Below are 15481 nucleotides of genomic sequence, written 5' to 3' on the forward strand. Positions count from 1 at the left end.
GTTCCCCCTTTCTTCCCCTTCGTTCTTCTTCACCGACCTCCCAGGAGCACCCCATGTCCAAGACCCGCACCCTGCGCGACGGGCTCACCGGTTCCTCGATCACCCGTCTGATGGGCGCGCACAGCGCGCTCAGCGCCAAGCTCGGCGAGGAGGCCGGCTTCGAGGCGATCTGGGCCAGCGGTCTGGAGATCTCCGCCGCCCGTGCGCTGCCGGACGCCAACATCCTGTCCATGGCGGAATGTCTGGAGGCGGCCGCCGAGATCGCCGGCGCCGTGGACATACCGGTGCTGGCGGACTGCGACTCCGGCTTCGGCGGCGTCGGCAACGTGGCCCACATGGTGCGCTCGTACGAGTCGCGCGGCCTGGCCGGTGTCTGCATCGAGGACAAGCAGTTCCCCAAGCTGAACAGCTTCGTGGAAGGACACCAGGACCTCGCGCCGGTCGGTGACTTCGCCGCCAAGATCACGGCGGCCAAGGAGGCCCGGCGCGACGAGGACTTCGTCGTGGTGGCCCGTATCGAGGCCCTCATCGCCGGGGCCGGCATGGACGAGGCCCTGCGCCGCGCGGCGGTCTACGAGGCGGCGGGCGCCGACGCCCTGCTCATCCACTCCAAGCGCGCCACCCCGGACGAGGTCTACGCCTTCCGGGCCGCCTACGACGGCGCCCTGCCGGTCATCGTCGTCCCCACCACGTACCCGCAGGTGACCGCGGCCGAGCTGGCCGAGCGCGGCTTCGGCGCCGTGATCTACGCCAACCAGGGCCTGCGGGCCTCCATCACGGCCATGCGCGACGTCCTCGCCCAGATCGGCGCGGCCGGCTCCACCCTCGCGGTGGAGGAGTCCATCGCCGGCCTGAAGGACGTCTTCGCCCTGCAGAAGGTGGACGAGCTGCTGGCCCGCCAGGAGCGGCACGACGAACTGACCGCCACGTACTCCGCCCTCGGCTGATCCGAGCCGTCCGCACCGAGCCACAGAAGGGACCACAATGGAGCCTCGCCGAGCCGTGGCCGACCGAGCCGTTGCCGACGCCCGCAACCACATCGCGGGCCGGTGGTGCGACGCTCGATCGGGCCGCACCCAGGAACATCGCAATCCGGGCGACCTCACGGAGGTCGTCAGCCGCAGTGCCGACTCCGCGACCGCCGACGCACAGGCGGCGGTCGCGGCCGCGCGGGCCGCGCTCCCGGCCTGGCAGTCGCTCGGTTCGGTACGGCGCGGCGAGATCGTGATGCGGGCGGCCCGGCTGGTGGCCGAGCGCCGTCAGGAGTTCGCCGAGACGATCACGCGGGAGCACGGCAAGCTGCTGTCCGAGGCGTTCGGCGAGGTCGACCGCACGGTCGACGTCCTGGAGTACACGGCCGGTGAGGGCCGTCGGCTGGGGGGCGCCACGCTGCCCGCGGACAACCCGCGCACCCTGGCCCTGACCCGGCGTGAGCCCATCGGCGTCGTCGGCCTCGTCACCCCGTGGAACTTCCCGCTGGCGATCCCGGCGTGGAAGGTCGCCCCCGCCCTGCTCGCGGGCTGCACCAGCGTCCTCAAGCCGTCCCCGCTCACCCCGCTGACCGCATCGCTCCTGGTGGACTGCTTCGTTCAGGCCGGTGCCGGGGGCGGGGCGCTGAACCTGGTGCACGGTGGGCGCGAGGTGGGGGAGGCGTTGGTCGCGGACCCGGTGGTGGCCGGCATCTCGTTCACCGGTTCGGTGGAGGTGGGCCGGGCCATCCATACCGCGGGCGCCCCGCGTTTCCTGCGCACCCAGCTGGAGATGGGCGGGAAGAACGCTGCCCTGGTCCTCGCGGACGCCGACCTCGACGAGGCCGCGGACGCGATCACGGCCGGTGCCTTCGGGCAGGCGGGACAGCGGTGTTCCGCGACCAGCAGGGTGGTGGTGGACCGCTCCGTGCACCGCGAGCTGGTGGCCCGCCTGGCGGAACGCGCCGCCGGGCTGCGCGTCGGCACCGGCATGGACACCGCGGCCGCGCTGGGCCCGGTGATCAGCGCCGAACGCCTCGAGGCGTGTCTGAACGGCATCCTGCTGGCGACCGCGGAAGGCGCTGTCGTGGTGAGCGGAGGCCACCGCGTCACCGAAGGGGTGCCGGAGGGCTACTTCATGGCCCCGACGGTGCTGGACGGGGTACGGCCGGACAGCTACATCGCCCAGGAGGAGATCTTCGGTCCGGTCCTGTCGGTGCTCGTGTGCGACGGTCTGGACGACGGGCTGCGCATCGTCAACTCGGTGCGCTACGGAATGGCCGCCGCGGTGTTCACCCGGAACCCGTCGCTCGCCCTCGAGGCCCTCGACCGTGTCGAGGCGGGCATGCTCCACGTCAACCGTCCCGGCGTGGGCGCCTACCCGCACATGCCCCACATCGGTGCGAAGGAGTCCCAGTACGGCCCGGCCGAATGCTCCCCCCAGGTCTGGGACTTCTACACCCAGTGGCGTACGGCCTGTATCTCGTACTGACGTCTGCCGCCACGCAAGTGCCCCCTGGAACTGCGACATCGCAGTTCCAGGGGGCTTTTTTTCGTTCCCTCATCACGATTCGTGATCGGTGCCAGATCGGATTGCGTCTTGGACGGCCTCCGGCCCGGTGTTGGACTGGATCCACGCCGGTTCCCCGGCCCGCGGGCCCGGAACCGTACGGCGTCCGTTCCGCCTCGACCTCCCGGAGAACACCATGCCTCTCATCCACGTGCAGCAGACCCCCGGCAAGACCGCCGAGCAGAAGGCCGAGCTGGTCCGTGAGCTGACCGACGCGTATGTGAAGGCCACCGGCGCCAAGCCGGAGAGCGTGTGGGTGACCGTGCAGGAGATCGGTACCGACAGCTGGTCGATCGCCGGCGAGACGCTCGCGGCCCGAGCCGCCAAGCGCTGACCCCGCAGCCGCCCCGCAGCCGCCGTTTCCGGGCCGAGTCTCCCCCGTCCCGGTCCGGAAACGGCTCCCCGGCCCCCGCATCCGAACAGGAGTTGAAGAGCCGCCGTGAGCGATGTGCCCGACACCGCCGCACTGTCGTCCGACGCCGCGGATCCCCTGGATCTGCTGGTCGTGGGGTGCGGTGCGGGCGGCCTGGCGACCGCGGTCAGCTTCGCGGAGAACGCCCCGGGCAGCCGGGTGCTGGTCCTGGAGCGGTCCAGCCGCTACAACCGCGGCGGGAACACCGCCTGGACCGGCTCGTTCTTCCGGCTCGCCGCGGACGGCACGCCGGCGGACGACTTCGCGAGCCGGATGCACGAGCTGGGCGAGGGGCAGTCGGACGCCGAGCAGATCTCGGCGCTGTGCGAGAACGCGGAGCCGACCGTGCGCTGGCTCGCCGACCACCACGGCGTGCGGTTCGAGACCCGGCCGACCTACTTCGTCACCTCGCGCGGCCCCCGGCTGATGCCCGTCGGCGGCGGCGCCGCACTCGTGGCCGGGCTCGCCACATCGCTGGAGAGGCTGGGCGGTTCGATCGCCTACGGGGCACGGGCCACCTCGCTGAGCACCGATGCCTTCGGCGCCGTCGACGGAGTGCGGGTGCAGGAGGGCGGCAGGCTGCGGCACATCGCCGCCCGGCGGGTCGTCCTGGCGTGCGGCGGATTCCAGGGGAACCCGGAACTGCTGGAGCGTCATGTGGGCCCCACCGGCGGTGAGTTGCGTCCCGTCGCACCCGGCGGCAAGAACAACAGGGGCGAGGGCATCGAGATGGCGGTGGCGGTGGGGGCCGCCCGCAGCGGGCAGTACGACCGCTTCCACGGCGAGCCCGTGGACCCGCGCAGCCATCAGGCCGAGGCACTCGTCATGGCCTACCCGTACGGGATCCTCGTCAACGCGGACGGGCGGCGCTTCCTGGACGAGGGGGCGGACACCCCCGACAACACCTTCGGTGAGGTCGCCTACCGGATCTGGCGGGAGGCCCGGCAGTCCGCGTATCTGATCTGCGACGCCAAGCTGGTGCGGATCGAGGGGCACGAGCGGTCGCTGCTGACGGACAAGGACCCGATCACCGCCCCGACCATCGACGAGCTGGCCCGCAAGCTGGACCTCGCGCCCGACGAGCTGAGCTGGACCGTCGCACGGTTCAACGACGCCTGCCGGTCCACCGCCGCCTACGATCCGGCGCGGCTGGACGGCAAGCACACCGTCGGCCTCGTGCCGCCGAAGTCCAACTGGGCCGTGGAGCTGGACACCGGTCCGTACATGGCCTGGCCGGTGCACTGCGCCATCACCTTCACCTTCGGCGGCCTGCGGACCGACGCCCGGTCGCGGGTGCTGACCGAGCGGGGCCGGCCCATCGAGGGCCTGTACGCCGTCGGCGAGACCGCCGGGCTCTACTACAGCCGCTATCCGGGGGCCACGTCGGTGCTGCGGGCGCTGACGTTCGGCCGGACGGCCGGGGCGGAGATCGCCCGGGCACCGGCCCCCGCCGGGTGAACCCGCCCCCGACCCGCTTTCGACCCAGGAAGTCGCCTGCCATGAAGACCGCATCGACACGCACGCCCTACGCGCTGTTGCTCGCCGTGCTGTGCTCGCTGAACGCCGGTGGCCTGTTCGCCTCCGACATCAATCTGCCGGGCGTGCCGGCCACCGCGCACGCCTTTCACACCCCGGTCGCGTCCGTGCAGTGGACGTTCAGCGCGTTCATGATCGGCATCGCGGTCTCGCAGGCGGTCTACGGGCCGATCTCGGACGCGTACGGCCGCAAGGGCGTCATCGTCTCCGGGCTCGGCCTGTTCGTCGTGGCCTCGCTGGTGTGCGCGATGGCGCCCACGGTCGAGGTGTTCGGCGCCGGCCGACTCCTCCAGGCGCTGGGCGCCGGATCGGGCATGGTGCTCGGCCGGGCCGTGATCAGCGACCTGTACGAGGAGAAGGACGCGGCCCGGATGTTCGCCACGGTCATGCCGATCGTGGGTGTCTCCCCGTCCGTCGCCCCTCTGGTCGGCGGCTATCTGACCACGTACGTCTCCTGGCGCGCGCCGTTCGTGGTGACCGCGCTGCTCGGCCTGGTGACGCTGGTCGTGATGGTCACCTCGATCCCCGAGAGCCTGCCGGCGGAGCGGCGCAGCAAGCATCTCGGTGCCACGCTCAAGGGCTACCCGAAGCTGCTGACCCGTCCGCTGTTCTGGGCGTACACGGTCAATCTGGCGGTGGCGTACGGCGGTTACTTCGGCTACCTGGCCGCCTCCCCGCTCGTCTTCGAGAAGATGGGCCTGGCGACCGAGACCACCAGCTACTGCTACATCACCGTCTCGATCGCGTACGTCGCGGGCAACCTCACCTCGCGCACCCTGGTCCGCAAGCGGCCCGTCAACCAGCTGCTGTGGATGGGCCACGGGTTCTTCCTGGCCGGTGCGCTGATGATGCTCGGCCTGGGGCTGAGCGGGGCCGGCCGGCCCTGGGGCCTGCTGGTCCTCGTATTCATGCCGGTAATGACCTTCGGCAACGGCTTCCTGCTGCCGCTGTCGATGAGCGCGGGGGTGACGACTTTCCGCTCGACGGCCGGGTCGGCGTCCGGACTGATGGGCGCACTCCAGTTGCTGGCCGCCTCCCTGGGAATCTTCCTCTCCAGCCGGCTGCCGGCGGGCGATCTGTTCGCCCTGGGCTGGTTCGTGGTGGTCGCCGCACTGGTGGGAATCTGCGCCTTCGCTCTGTTTCTTTCGCTGGCGGCGCGACAGTCCTCCGGTGTGCAGAGGCGGGACGATGAATTCCGCGCCGACGACAAGCGGGCCGGTGATTTGCAAGGAGCTACCGCTGAGTAAACAAAACCGGTCGTGATGAATAAAAAAACATCCGGCCGTAAATAAAACCGCACGATCGTGAGAGCGGCTCCCGCCCGGTGGCGGGTGCCGCCGCCCGGTGTGCGAGGATCCTGCCGCGGCGATCCCGCGGGCAGGAATGCTTCACCGTTCAGTAACAGGGATCGTCCTGAGCAGTAGGGGGATCCTGTGGAACTACGCCAGATTCAGTACTTCGTCGCCGTCGCCGAGGAGCTCCATTTCGGCAGGGCGGCCGAGCGGCTGCACATAGGCCAGCCCGCGGTCAGCCAGCAGGTGCGCCGGCTGGAGCGGGAACTGCGCACGCAGCTCTTCGACCGTTCCAGCCGTACGGTCACCCTGACCGCGGTCGGCCGGGCGCTGCTGCCCGAGGGCCGGGAACTGCTGAAGGCGCTGGACTCCTTCGCCGACAAGGCCCAGCGGCTCGCCGAGCAGAGCGCGTCCACCTTCCGCGTCGGCATCAGCTCCGCCCTGGGGCAACGGCTGGACGACTTCCTGGACGCGCTGCCCGACCGCGGTGCCGGCACCCGCTTCGAGTTCCAGACCCTCGACGCCCACACCCGCCTGGAGGAGGTACGCGCCGGACGACTGGACGCGGCCTTTGTGCGAGGCGTCGACCACGCCCCTGGCCTGCGGCTTCTCACGCTCTGGTACGACCCGCTGGTGGTCGCGCTGGCCGCCTCGCACCCGCTGGCCGAACGCGACCGCCTGGACCTGGCCGACCTGGCCGGGCTGCCCCTGCGCATGGCCTCGCGCGGGGAGAACCCGGTGCTCTTCGACACCGTCGTCTCGGCCTGCCGCGAGGCGGGTTTCGAGCCGGCCTTCGGACCGCCCTCCACCGCGCTCCAGGACACCCTCGCCGAGATCGGCGCGGGTGCGGCCGGCTGGACCCTGATGTACCCGACGGCGGCCAATACGGTGTCCTCCCGCCGGATCGCGCTGCTTCCGCTCACCGGGGAGCCCATCACCATCCGGATGTCCCTCGCGCTGCGGGAAAACGCGGACCCGGCACGCCTGGACTTGCTGACGGCAACAAGTACGGAGGTTCGCCGGAAAGTTGCGGGGGAGAACTGAAGGAGCCGCATGGTCGTTTCTTTACTCTTCCGTTGGGCTTTGCTGGAGGACATGCGATACGTTCTGAGCAGACGAACTTCCGGTTTTTGCTCCGCCGACGTTCTTTCCGGCTGAAGAGTATGGGCAGTCGAATCGTGAAGTTCGTCGACGGGGTGATGTGTGGTATGGGATTTGGTTTGCCAAAAATCCCGCCGAAATAACAGCGTGTTAACTCTCATTTAATCCGTCGTGTCGCGACGGATTTACACGCGCCTGTCACCCCGCCAACTGCATGCGCCATACATGGAGGGGTAATGATCGTCAATCTTGATGTGACGCTGCGCGACGGGGGCTACCGCAACAACTTCGACTTCCCGCTGGAGTACGCGCTGCACCACGCCCGGGAGAGCGTGGCCGCCGGCATGGAGTGGGTCGAGATCGGCTACCGCAACGGCTCGTTCAAGCCCAAGCCCGGCATCGGCCGCACCGGCGCGGGCGAGGACGACTACATACGCGCGCTCGCCGAAGTCGTCCCCCCCGACCGCCTCTGCATGATCCTGCACCCGAAGAACATCACCGAGGACGACCTTCCGCGCATGTACGAGGCCGGCGTCCGGCTCGTACGGTTCTGCCTGCCCTCCGGCGCGCCCGAGCCGGGGCTCGCCCTGCTCTCCCGGGCCGCCGACCTGGGCTTCACCACCACCGTCAACATCACCCGCGTCAGCCAGCTGGACCGGCGCCGGCTGGTCGAACTCGCCGCGATGTCCGGCGACGCCGGCGCCGACGTGGTCTATCTGGCCGACTCCAACGGCAGCATGCTGCCGCGCGAGGTGTCCCAACTGGTCACCCTGGTGCGCTCGGTGACCGACGCGGCCATCGGTCTGCACGCACACAACAACCTCGGACTGGCGCTGGCCAACGCCATCGCGGCCGTCGACGCGGGAGCCACCTGGATCGACTCCTCCGTCCTCGGCATGGGCAAGGGCCCGGGCAACCTGGTGACCGAGCAGTGGCTGGCCTACCTCGGCCGGCGCACCGACACCGGCACCGACGCCTACGACCTCGGCCGGGTCCTCAGCCTCGCCCACCGCATGGAGTCCGAGATCGAGCAGGCCACGCCCTCGCTGCCGCTGCCCGACCTGGTCCTGGGCCACTTCGACCTGTCCGTCGAGGAGCGCGCCAAGCTCCCCGTGGACCGCATCGGCGACGCCTTCTCGGCAGCCCGCGAACTGACCACGGCGGGCGCCCGGTGACCTCGCGTCCCCCGTGTCCGGAGCCGGCGCGCACCACCGCGCCGGCCCCGGCCCTCGCCGTGCTGGGCGCCACCGACGCACCGCGCCACGCGGTCGTCCTCGCGCCCGTCATGCCCCGCTGGGACCACGGCGCGTTCTTCCACCAGGTCGCCGAGCCGCTGCTCGCCTCGGGGCACCGGATCACGATCTACGACACCCTGTCGCTGCTGCACGACGGTGACGACCTGAAGGCGCTCGTGCACCGCTGGGCACGCCATCTCGCACCCGACGGCGACGGCCCGTACGGCCCGTCCTCGGCCGCCGCCCCCGACGTGCTGGCCGGCAACGCCCTGGGCGGCGCCGTCGTCCAGGCCCTGCTCACCCACGAGTGGACCCACCGCGCCAAGGTGCTGCTGCTCTCCGGCCCCACCGTCGCCGACGACGAGCTGAACACGAAACTGGAGCGGATCGCCGCCGCCGTCGGCGCCCAGGGCCTTGCCCCGGCGCTGCGCCTCCTCGAAGACGTAGTCCGCGGCCCCGGCCATCCGTCCGGCGCTGCCACGCGGCCGCGCACCGCACCCGACGCCGACCGACCCGCCCCCTTCGAAGAGGAGCCGGCCGGCCGGCGGCTCTCCGCCGGCCTGCGGCTGCTGCACGACGCCGACGTCCTCGAACCCGTACGGGACTTCCCCGGCGCCCTCCTGCACGTGTACGGCGAACAGTCGCTGCTCGTCCAGCGCAAGCACCTGGCCACCGGCCCCCGCCCGCACCACCACCTGGTGGGCATCCCGCAGGCCGGAATGCGCCCGCACGCCGACCGGCCCGCCCTCACCCGAGACACCATCGCCCGCTTCCTGGGAGCTGAACACTCATGAACCGCAAGACCGTCGCAGTCCTGCCCGGCGACGGAATCGGGCCGGAGGTCCTGGACGCCGCACTGCCGGTGATCGAGGCCCTCGGCCTGCCCATCGACCTGGAGTTCGGCGACATCGGCTGGGGGTGCTGGCGCACCGAGGGCACTCCCGTCCCCGACCGCACCTGGGACCTGATCGGCCGCAGCGACGCCGTCCTGCTCGGTGCCACCACCAGCAAGCCGCGCCGCGAGGCACTGTCGGAACTGGCTCCCGAACTACGCGAGTCCGCCCCGCAGTACATCTCGCCCATCATCCAACTCCGCCAGCGCCTGGACCTGTTCGCCAATCTGCGCCCGGTCGAGAACTACCTCGGCGGCGGCACCCCGTACCGCTTCTGCGTGGTCCGGGAGAACACCGAGGGCCTGTACGCGGGCCTGGACTGGAACCACGTACCGGACGCGATGTGGCCGCTGGTCGCCGAGCACCCCAACGTCCGCCGCAGCGGGCGCCCGGGCGCCACGGCCAGCATCCGGCTGCAGACCTCGCACGGCCTGGACCGCATCCTGCGCTTCGCCTTCGAGACCGCCCGTGGCCACGGCTACGAGCGGGTCACCCTCGCCGACAAGCCCAACGTCCTGCGGCAGAGCAGCGCATACGTCCTCGAACGGCTGGAGGCGATCGCCGCCGACTACCCGGAGATCCCCTTCGAGGTCCTCAACGTGGACGCGGTCGCCCTGTGGATGGCGCGCCGCCCGGAGCGCTTCGGCGTGATCGTCGCCGAGAACATGTTCGGCGACATCCTCTCCGACCTCGGCGGCGGCGTGATGGGCGGACTGGGCCTGGCACCCAGCGCCAACATCGGTGAGGCCGGCAACTACTTCGAGCCGGTGCACGGCAGTGCCCCGGCGATGGCCGGACGCGGACGCGCCAACCCCGTCGCCGCGTTCCTCACCATCGGCCTGATGCTGGAGCACCTCGGCTTCCAGGACGAGGCGGGCGGCATCCAGGACGCCGTACGCCACGTCACCCGCCGGCGTGACCGGGTCACCTACGACCTGGGCGGCGACGCCACCACCGCCGAAGCCGCCCAGGCGGTCATCGACGCCTGCCGGGAGGTCCCGCACACCCCGACCGCCGCCATCGTCACCATCGGCGACGAACTGCTCCGCGGCGATCTGGCGGACTCCAACGCGGCGAAGGCCTCCCGGATGCTCGGCGAGCGCGGCATCCCGGTCCGCGTCCGCCACACCATCGGCGACGACGAGGCCACCATCGCCGACGCCATCCGCCCCTCCATCGGCCGCGACGACGTGATCGTGGTGATGGGCGGACTCGGCCCCACCTCCGACGACGTGACCCGCGGTGCCGTGGCCCGCGCACTGGGCCGCCCGCTCGAACACCGCGAGGAGGCATGGCAGGGGGTCGTGGAACGCCTCACCCGCTTCGGCGTCGCCATCCACGACGACAACCGCCGCCAGGCCCTGTTCGCCGAGGGCGCCGACCTGCTGCCGAACGCCAACGGCACCGCCTGGGGCTGCCGCACCGAGGCCCAGGGCAGCACCGTGATCATGCTCCCCGGCCCGCCCCGCGAATGCCTTCCGATGCTGGAGGCCGTGCTGCGCGACGACCTGTCGCACATCCCCGAGCCTCCCGAGGTGACCACCGTCTTCCGCCGCACGCTCGGCATCATCGAAGCGGACGCGGCGGCCCTGGTCGACGACCTCGTACGGGACAGCGGTGCCCCGGTCAAGCCCGCATACCGCTGGCACTATCCGTACGTCGACATCCGGCTCGGCTGCCCGCCCGAGACCGCCGACGACCTGGCCAAGCGCCTGGACGCGGCGCTCGCCGAGTACATCGTCACCGACCGGGACCGCACCGCCGTCCAGGAGCTGGCGCTGCTGCTCGACGAGCGCGGCCTCGTCCTGGACCTCGACGACCAGCTCACCGACGGCGTCTTCGCGACCGAACTGGCCCGCACCCGCGAGACCGGCGAAGCCCCGGGCGTACTCGGCGTCCTCCTGTCCGGCGGCTGGCAGGGCGGCGACCGTACGACCTACAGCGGAACGGTCGCCCTCACCTGCGTCGTCCGCGACGAGACCGGCGAGCACAGCTACACGTCGACCGTCCCCAACCGCGGGCCCGAAGTCACCACCTACTTCGCCCAGTTCGCGGCCTGGTCCCTCGCCCGGCACCTCACCGGCCGCTCCCACCCGCTCACGGAGGAACCCGCATGACCACCGCCGCTCCCGCGGAAGCCGAAGCGCTGCGCGCACGCCTGTCCCGACTGGACACCGCCGCGCTCTCGGACGCCATGGACAGCCTGCGCACCCCGCCCTGTGTGCTGCCCGGCATAGCGACGCGCACCCCCGGCACCATCGCCTGTGGACCCGCCTTCACCGTCCGCTACCGCGCCGTCGACGACGACACCACCTTCCACAACGCCGCCAACTACATCGACGACGTGCCGGCCGGCTCGGTCGTCGTCGTGGACAACGGCGGCAGCCGCACCTGCACCAACTGGGGCTCCCTCCTCAGCTCGGTCGCGCTGCACCGCGGCATCTCCGGCACCGTCGTACACGGCTCGGTGCGCGATGTGAAGGAGAGCCGCGCCGCCGGATACCCGCTGTTCAGTACCGATGTGACGATGGTCAGCGGCAAGAACCGGGTGGTGCTGGACCGCACCGGCGCCGAGATCGACATCGCGGGTACGCCGGTCCGCCCGGGCGACTGGGTCTTCGCCGACGACAACGGCGCGCTGCGCATCCCGGCCGACCTCGTCGAGGAGGTCGTCCGCCGCGCCGAGGCCGTGGAGCGCACGGAATCCCGTATCCGGGAAGCCGCGCTCGGCGGCGACCGGCTGGACGAGGCCCGCGCCCGCTTCGGCTACGCCCGTCCATGGGAGGACGGAGGCGACCATGACGACCGCTGAACCCACCCGGCCCGCCCCGCTGCCCCCGCAGCACGCCCGTTTCATCGACGTCCACTACCACGTGGGCCCGGACGCGTATCTGCGCCGCCACACCGCCGCCACCGCCGGTGCGCTCTACGCCGAGCACGAGGGCTGGGTCGTTCTCAAGAACCACCTCGGCTCGACCGCGGCCCAGGCATGGGAGGCCCGCCAACAGGGCCTGCCCGTCTCCGGCTCGATCGTCCTCAACGACCTGGCGGGCGGTTTCGACCCCCGGGCCGTGGAACAGGCCGTCATCCAGCACGGCGAGGACAGCGGGCTGCGCCTGATCGTCCACCTGCCCACGGTCACCGGCCGCACCCATCGCAGCCGGCTGACCCGCACCCCCTCCCATCCGCTCCTCGCCGACGGCCAGCGCCCGCTCACCGTCGCCGACGACAACGGGACGCTGCGCCCGGAGGTCCGTGAACTCCTGCGCGCCGCCCGGGACCTGCCGGTGGTCATCTCCACCGGTCACGCCGACGCCCACGAGGTGCGGCTCCTGGTCGACGAGGCCGTACGGCTGGACCTGCCCCGTCTGATGCTCAACCAGCCCGCCAACCCGATGACCGGGCTGACCTGCAAGGACCTCATGGAGGTGGCCGCCGCGGAGCAGGTCTGGACCGAGCAGACCGCGCTCACCGTCCTCCTCGAATACCAGGACCGGACCGACTTCGCCGACGTCCTGTCCCTCCTGCCCAGGGTCGTCTACAGCTCCGACCTCGGACAGCCGTCCCAGATGGACATCGAGCCATGGCTGGACTGGAGCCGCACGTCCTTCCAGCAGGCCGAGCTGACTTCTGAGCGGATCGCGGAGATCACCCACGCCGGGCCGCTGAGGATGCTGAGCCTGTAACCGCACCGTCGGCGGTGGTGGTTTCACGTGAAACAGGCCGCAGGGCCGACGAGCGTCGACTCGTCGGCCCCCGACCTGCTTCTCAGCTGGCCGGCTAGTCCCGGTCCTCCCCGTTCGCCCTCTCCTCCTCGGCCTGCTTCGCCTGGACCTCGGGGTCCAGGGAGGAGTCGTCGGCGGTGTCCACCGACGCGAGGCGGACCGGTTCGGGGACCTCCGTCGCCGCCGGGGGCTCGACCAGCCAGTCGGGGTTGGCCTGCTTGTCCCACCACTTCCAGGCCGCGAAGGCGCCACCGGCCAGCAGGGCCAGCAGCGCCAGTCCCTTGACGGCGCGGGCGGTCCGGCACCGGCGCTCGTTCCGACGGGCCAGTTTCCGGATGTCCTGGGCCGAGACCTGGCCGCGCAGCGCGACCAGGGCGGCGGCGCCGCGAGCGGCCGCCTCGTCACGCACCGGACCGGCCGCGGCCACGGCCTGCTCGATCCTCGGGCGCGAGTACTCGGCGGCCTGCCGGGCGGCCTTGCGGGTACGGACAGCGGCCTCCTGCGCGGCCAGGTCCACCTTCGGCGGCACATGCGCGCGGGCCTGTTCCAGACGCGGGGCGAGTCGGGCGTCGTACTGCACACGGGCCTGTTCGGCGGCCTGCGACATCACGGGCGCCAGCCGTACGCGTGCCTCCTGCGCGTAGAGCGCGGCACGCTCCATGGCCGTGTCGGCGTAGGGCGCCACCACGTCCGCGGCGTGCAGCACGCTGTCCTTCGCCGAGCCGGCTGCGGCGCGCACGCTGTCTTTGCGGGTCACGGGTTCCTCCTCCTCGGTGGCGTACGGTATTTCGACTTTCCACCCATTTACGGATCATGCCTGCCCGCAGCCTGCGCGGCATGCGAGGGCGGGCATATGGGTGCTGATCGCGCTCTTCTGCTCGATTCCAGGTGAATGCCGGGCAACCCGAGCCTCCCGTCGACCCTGCCACGAATCGGTGCCGAGCGCTGCCTTCCCGGCGGAACCGGCGGCCGTCAGGCGACGTACGGGTCCCGTCGTGCGAGGATCGGGGAGTCACAGGAAGACAACGGAAGGCAGATCGTGGCTGAGGAGCTTTACGCCACCCTGAAGACCAACCACGGCGACATCGAGGTCCGGCTGTTCCCGAACCACGCGCCTGTCACGGTCAAGAACTTCGTCGAGCTGGCCCAGGGCGAGCGCGAGTGGACGAACCCCACGACGGGTGAGAAGGGCAAGAACCGGCTCTACGACGGTACGGTCTTCCACCGTGTCATCAGCGGCTTCATGATCCAGGGCGGCGACCCGCTGGGCAACGGCACCGGTGGCCCCGGCTACCAGTTCGAGGACGAGTTCCACCCGGATCTGTCCTTCAACAAGCCCTACCTGCTGGCCATGGCCAACGCCGGCCCGGGCACCAACGGCTCGCAGTTCTTCATCACCGTCTCCCCGACGGCGTGGCTGACCCGCAAGCACACCATCTTCGGCGAGGTCACCGACAAGGCCAGCCAGGGGGTTGTCGACAAGATCGCGGGCGTGCCCACCGGCCGTAACGACCGTCCGGAGAAGGACGTCGTCATCGAGTCGGTCGTCGTCGAGACGCGCCAGGGCTGATCACCGCAGTCCAGCCTCCCCGGTGGGGAACCAAACGCCCCGCTCGTCCGTACCAAGGATGAGCGGGGCGGGGCGTTGCCGGGGGCGGGACCACCACGAGCAAGGGGAACCGATGGACCAGGCAGAAGGCAGTACGCAGGACGCCGCTCACAGCGTGCCCGTGTGCTACCGGCACCCGGACCGCGAGACCGGCGTGCGCTGCACCCGCTGTGAACGCCCCATCTGCCCCGAGTGCATGGTCAGCGCCTCGGTCGGCTTCCAGTGCCCCGAGTGCGTGCGCGGCGGCTCCGGTACGGGGCACGCCCCGGACGCCTCCCGTCCGCGCACGATCGCCGGCGGCACGATGACGGCCGACCCCCGGCTGTTCACCAAGGTGCTGATCGGCATCAACATCGCCGTCTTCCTGGCCCAGCAGGCCGTGGGCGACACCCTCACCGAGCACTTCGAGCTGATCGGCCGGGCCCAGTACTCCCTGTTCAGCCCCTTGGAGGGCATTGCCGAGGGCCAGTACTACCGCCTGCTGACCGCGATGTTCCTGCACGGAGGCATCACCCACATCCTGTTCAACATGCTCAGCCTGTGGTGGATCGGCGGCCCCCTCGAGGCGGCCCTGGGCCGGGCCCGCTATCTCGCCCTCTACTTTGTCTCGGGCCTGGCCGGCAGCGCGCTCACCTATCTCCTCGCCGCGCCCAACCAGCCCTCGCTGGGCGCCTCCGGAGCGATCTTCGGCCTCTTCGGCGCGACCGGCGTGCTGATGCGCCGGCTCAACTACGATCTGCGGCCGCTCGTCGCCCTGCTGGTGATCAACCTGATCATCACCTTCACGCCCGCCATGCACATCGCCTGGCAGGCCCACGTCGGCGGCCTCGTCGCCGGTGTCGCCGTCGGCTACGCGATGGTCCACGCCCCGCGCGAGAAGCGGACGCTGGTCCAGTACGGCGCGTGCGCGGTCGTCCTCGCCCTCGTGGTGGTGCTCACGCTGGTCAGGACCGCTCAGCTCACCTGATACCGAACCGTTGTCCACAGCGTGTGCCGGATCTTGTGCACCGCGTGCGGGCACAGCTGTGCCCCCTGTCGCTCGGATGTGTTTCCGCAGGTCGAGCAGGGGGCGAACAGATGTATGAGGGCCGGTGAGGCAGTCACACCGGCGTCAACACTCGATGAGTTATCCACAGATCG

Annotated in this window: 14 protein-coding genes; 13 read left to right on the plus strand and 1 reads right to left on the minus strand. The window is 71.0% G+C overall.

Annotated features, from left to right (window positions below; all coding sequences use genetic code 11):
* Positions 1-53: 53 nt before the first annotated feature.
* The 11 genes from ADK64_RS20135 to ADK64_RS20185 all read left to right on the plus strand — a co-directional run bounded on the left by ADK64_RS20135 (position 54) and on the right by ADK64_RS20185 (position 12693).
* Entirely contained in the window at positions 54-947 is an 894-nt protein-coding gene (locus ADK64_RS20135) for an isocitrate lyase/phosphoenolpyruvate mutase family protein (RefSeq protein ID WP_053660917.1), read from the plus strand.
* A gap of 55 nt (positions 948-1002) precedes the next feature.
* The gene (locus tag ADK64_RS20140; protein ID WP_199829657.1) at positions 1003-2460 is read left to right on the plus strand and encodes an aldehyde dehydrogenase family protein; all 1458 of its coding nucleotides are present in this window, start codon (positions 1003-1005) and stop codon (positions 2458-2460) included.
* A gap of 214 nt (positions 2461-2674) precedes the next feature.
* Positions 2675-2872: a tautomerase family protein gene (locus ADK64_RS20145; RefSeq protein ID WP_053661209.1), complete on the plus strand. Its 198-nt coding sequence runs from the start codon at positions 2675-2677 to the stop codon at positions 2870-2872.
* Positions 2873-2977: 105 nt separating this feature from the next.
* A complete protein-coding gene (locus tag ADK64_RS20150) occupies positions 2978-4408 on the plus strand; it encodes an FAD-binding protein (RefSeq protein WP_078992736.1) in 1431 nt (476 codons plus the stop codon).
* A gap of 41 nt (positions 4409-4449) precedes the next feature.
* The gene (locus tag ADK64_RS20155; RefSeq protein WP_053660923.1) at positions 4450-5733 is read left to right on the plus strand and encodes a multidrug effflux MFS transporter; all 1284 of its coding nucleotides are present in this window, start codon (positions 4450-4452) and stop codon (positions 5731-5733) included.
* A 186-nt stretch (positions 5734-5919) separates the two neighbouring features.
* Positions 5920-6822, plus strand: coding sequence for a LysR family transcriptional regulator (locus ADK64_RS20160; RefSeq protein ID WP_053660925.1), 903 nt, complete (start codon positions 5920-5922; stop codon positions 6820-6822).
* Between the two features lie 293 nt (positions 6823-7115).
* Positions 7116-8054: a hypothetical protein gene (locus tag ADK64_RS20165; protein WP_053660927.1), complete on the plus strand. Its 939-nt coding sequence runs from the start codon at positions 7116-7118 to the stop codon at positions 8052-8054.
* Positions 8051-8908: a hypothetical protein gene (locus ADK64_RS46020; protein WP_053660929.1), complete on the plus strand. Its 858-nt coding sequence runs from the start codon at positions 8051-8053 to the stop codon at positions 8906-8908. Before ADK64_RS20165 ends, ADK64_RS46020 begins: the two co-directional genes overlap by 4 nt.
* Positions 8905-11124, plus strand: coding sequence for an isocitrate/isopropylmalate family dehydrogenase (locus tag ADK64_RS20175; RefSeq protein WP_053660931.1), 2220 nt, complete (start codon positions 8905-8907; stop codon positions 11122-11124). Before ADK64_RS46020 ends, ADK64_RS20175 begins: the two co-directional genes overlap by 4 nt.
* Complete coding sequence (locus tag ADK64_RS20180; RefSeq protein WP_053660933.1) at positions 11121-11819, plus strand: RraA family protein; 699 nt, start codon at positions 11121-11123, stop codon at positions 11817-11819. The genes ADK64_RS20175 and ADK64_RS20180 overlap by 4 nt, the downstream gene beginning before the upstream one ends.
* Complete coding sequence (locus tag ADK64_RS20185; RefSeq protein ID WP_053660935.1) at positions 11806-12693, plus strand: DUF6282 family protein; 888 nt, start codon at positions 11806-11808, stop codon at positions 12691-12693. Before ADK64_RS20180 ends, ADK64_RS20185 begins: the two co-directional genes overlap by 14 nt.
* A 94-nt stretch (positions 12694-12787) precedes the next feature.
* Here the strand turns inward: ADK64_RS20185 and ADK64_RS20190 are convergent, their stop codons facing one another.
* Complete coding sequence (locus ADK64_RS20190) at positions 12788-13489, minus strand: DUF5324 family protein (protein WP_053660937.1); 702 nt, start codon at positions 13487-13489, stop codon at positions 12788-12790.
* Positions 13490-13771: 282 nt separating this feature from the next.
* Here ADK64_RS20190 and ADK64_RS20195 point away from each other — a divergent pair, with 282 nt between their 5' ends.
* Together ADK64_RS20195 and ADK64_RS20200 are read left to right on the plus strand one after the other, a co-directional pair.
* Entirely contained in the window at positions 13772-14302 is a 531-nt protein-coding gene (locus tag ADK64_RS20195; protein ID WP_053660940.1) for a peptidylprolyl isomerase, read from the plus strand.
* Between the two features lie 112 nt (positions 14303-14414).
* Positions 14415-15308 (plus strand): rhomboid family intramembrane serine protease, encoded by an 894-nt coding sequence (locus ADK64_RS20200; RefSeq protein ID WP_053660941.1) that lies wholly within the window; start codon positions 14415-14417, stop codon positions 15306-15308.
* Positions 15309-15481 lie beyond the last annotated feature (173 nt).

The organism is Streptomyces sp. MMG1121 (assembly GCF_001280015.1).
GTDB lineage: Bacteria > Actinomycetota > Actinomycetes > Streptomycetales > Streptomycetaceae > Streptomyces.

Coding starts and splice junctions, on each gene's coding strand:
- ADK64_RS20185 (WP_053660935.1), top strand. CDS start 11,806: ATGACGACCGCTGAACCCACCCGGCCCGCCCCGCTGCCCCCGCAGCAC.
- ADK64_RS20135 (WP_053660917.1), top strand. CDS start 54: ATGTCCAAGACCCGCACCCTGCGCGACGGGCTCACCGGTTCCTCGATC.
- ADK64_RS20200 (WP_053660941.1), top strand. CDS start 14,415: ATGGACCAGGCAGAAGGCAGTACGCAGGACGCCGCTCACAGCGTGCCC.
- ADK64_RS20145 (WP_053661209.1), top strand. CDS start 2,675: ATGCCTCTCATCCACGTGCAGCAGACCCCCGGCAAGACCGCCGAGCAG.
- ADK64_RS20175 (WP_053660931.1), top strand. CDS start 8,905: ATGAACCGCAAGACCGTCGCAGTCCTGCCCGGCGACGGAATCGGGCCG.
- ADK64_RS20155 (WP_053660923.1), top strand. CDS start 4,450: ATGAAGACCGCATCGACACGCACGCCCTACGCGCTGTTGCTCGCCGTG.
- ADK64_RS20180 (WP_053660933.1), top strand. CDS start 11,121: ATGACCACCGCCGCTCCCGCGGAAGCCGAAGCGCTGCGCGCACGCCTG.
- ADK64_RS20165 (WP_053660927.1), top strand. CDS start 7,116: ATGATCGTCAATCTTGATGTGACGCTGCGCGACGGGGGCTACCGCAAC.